This is a genomic window from Blautia sp. DFI.6.71 (genome assembly GCF_020593585.1).
GTDB classification, from domain to species: domain Bacteria; phylum Bacillota; class Clostridia; order Lachnospirales; family Lachnospiraceae; genus Blautia_A; species Blautia_A wexlerae.
Genome location: NZ_JAJDMJ010000103.1, coordinates 1 through 2,868, shown reverse-complemented (window position 1 = coordinate 2,868; position 2,868 = coordinate 1). Strand labels below are relative to the sequence as shown.

The following is a 2,868-nucleotide window of genomic DNA, read 5'->3' as shown; positions in this document are numbered from 1 at the left end:
CTCGATTACTTCAGGATCAGAGAACTGAAGAAATCCCGATTGTATCAACAGACGCCAAAAGACGTGAGCAGTTATATAAAGAATACAATCTTTAAGAAAAATGGCAGGAGGAAAGGCAGATACCTTTCCTCCTGTTGTCGTCATATATATTTTATTTTTGATTTTTATTAGCAAATTACAAGTTGATTTTTCAGGTAGATTTCATTCAGAATCCTTTACGACACAGAAGCTATTTCTTTGTCTTGAATTTCTTCATTGTGGAGTATGGGCTGTAAACTCTGGATTTATCTTTGGAGGTTTGGTTCCATGCCCGTACGGTCACATACCAGGTACCTTTCTTTACGTTTGTAAAGGTTACAGTTACGGTATTTTTGCCTTCTGTACGTTTCAGATATTTCTTAACCGGGTATTTCTCACCTGCGGAGGTTTTGTATTTGTTTCCCAGCAGGATTTCATAACCTGTGGCATTTTTGCATTTTGTGTAAGTGACAGTCACAGTGTTTCCTTTTACAGTGATATTCCTGATCTTTGGCTGTTGTGGTGTGACAACAGTGATCTTGATCTTCTTGATCTTTGTCCAGGAACCATAGACTTTATTGCCCTGTACATCCAGAACCCAGCTTCGGGCTGCCACATACCAGGTACCTTTTGCCAGATATCTGAAAGATGCCTGTGGCTTGCCGGTTGAGGAAACTGTCTGGCTGAATTTGCCGGTCTGGAGCATATTTGATTTCTTGCTGATCACGAAGTCATAACCCTGAGCACCTGCACATCCTTTGGAAAGTTTGACAGTTAATTTATTTCTGTCAATGGAGTGGCTGGAAATCTTTGTGTTGGCAGGTCGCAGGTATGCACCGTTTTCATCTGTGATACTTCCGTCTGTGTGAATAACTCTGCCATTGAGGGATTCTGTACCAAATGCTATGAAATAATCCTGTCCTTTGGAAAGGGTAAAGTCAGCATATGGAATACTGCGCTCAAATGCACCGCCTACCGTTACGGTCTGGATGCACTGCAGAATCCCATTCTCAGCATCATACCAGAACAGATTTGCCATAAGTCCTGCACAGGAGGCATCTGCCTTTACGGAAAGCACAGCCGGAAAATCGAAAGCTCCGCTTCTTCCGAGATGGAAACCGAAATCATTCTGGTTTGTGGAAATCAGGCTGTATAATGCTGCCGGGATATATTCTGCTGTGTTTGTAACAGAAAGATCGGTATCTGCAGGTGTTTCTGCTGTAATGGAAGTACCGTTAATCTTCCAGATGAAACCATTCTCCATATCAAGATTCAGGGAAATATCTTTTCCTTTTATCCCGGATAAAACGGAAGCAGGAAGTGTCCTGGCACCATTCATGATAATGGAGATGGTATCTTTTTCTTTGGATGTCTTGATCAGATCATTAACAGTATCCCAGCTTTTCTTCTGGAAACTTCCCTCAATGTAAGGTTCCCCGTCACCAAGCTTTCCGAGATTTTTTGTATCCTGATGTTTGCATCGTTTACAGGTGTAAGTTATGATTCCATCAGTTTCTGTAGTTGGTTCTGTAGTGATAACGCCGTTGTCATAGTCATGGCCGTATGCAGAAATGGTATAACCATAGGAAAGTGTTTCATTACAGTCTGTGCAGTAGGTATCTCCGCTATATCCGCTGGAAGTACAGGATGGAGAGGAGTAGTAACGTTCTGCGGTATGTGGGTGTGTACATGCTTTTCTGGTGATTTTAAATACAACAGATGTATTTACATAATTGTCAGCATCTGTACCATTATAAACTGCTGTAGCGGAAACTTCTTCTCCTACAGGTAATTTTTTAGAAATATCGGAATCGCTCCATTTCCATTCATCATTAAAAAGGCCTTTAACATCTTCGACTTTCTTACATAACCATGAAACATATATTGTAGGATCGGTATCGGTTGGCTTGCTTGAAGGTGCTTGTGCTTTTGAAATGACAAATTCCCATTCTGGTGCAGATATACTATCGACTGAATTGTAGTAGTCACCTTCATTCACATCAATCTTAAAAGTATAAGTACCTGCATCTGTGGGGCTGTCTGCGAGTGGAGTTTTATCTCCTTTTTTAAAATACGTTACTTTAGTAATTTTACCATGACCGGTGACATCATCTTTCCATTTAATATATTTACTAATATCAACATGGGTATCTTTAGTATATGTAAAATTGGGCTGCGTATAATCAAATTGGTCAGCGGTAGGAGTTGTTTGGATACGTACAAATTGGTTTTTTGCCTGATCGAAAGAATACTGCCTTTTTTCGGTTCCAACAGTTACATCATAAGCGTCATTATTTTCTTTTTCAGTTAACCAGACGTACAGATTACCGTCTTTTGTAGAATCAGGAACAATATGATAACTTGGCTTCCAGGATTCACTATCTATCGTTACTGGTAAAAAATATTCATTTTTAATAATACAACAATAAACATTTGTTGAGTTGCCATTATGGGGGGTACAATTAATGCCTGGCATACGATCAGAATATGCCTTTACGGATCCACCACTAATGCCAATGTTGCTGCAGGTGCCACCGGCAGAACCAATTCCGGCACCATGAGTAGAAGTAGCAGTTACAGAACTACTTTTAATGGTAATATCACTGACACTGCCAGCGCCGTAACCGCCGCCACCAATTCCGGCACCATTCGTAGAACTAGCAGTTACAGAACTACTTTTAATGGTAATACCACTGACACTGCCAGTGCCGTAACCGCCGCCACCAATTCCGGCACCATCCGTAGAACTAGCAGTTACAGAACAACTATCAATAATAATATTACTGCAAGAGCCGGTGCCGTAACCGCCGCCACCAATTCCGGCACCATCCGTAGAACTAGCAGTTACAG

The 2,868-nt window shown here is 41.1% G+C and carries 1 protein-coding gene; it reads right to left on the bottom strand.

Annotation, left to right across the window (positions count from 1 at the left end; all coding sequences use genetic code 11):
• Positions 1-229: 229 nt before the first annotated feature.
• Positions 230-2,868 (bottom strand): hypothetical protein (locus LJE12_RS19330; protein WP_227292372.1); only part of this gene is annotated, 2,639 nt, incomplete at its 5' end.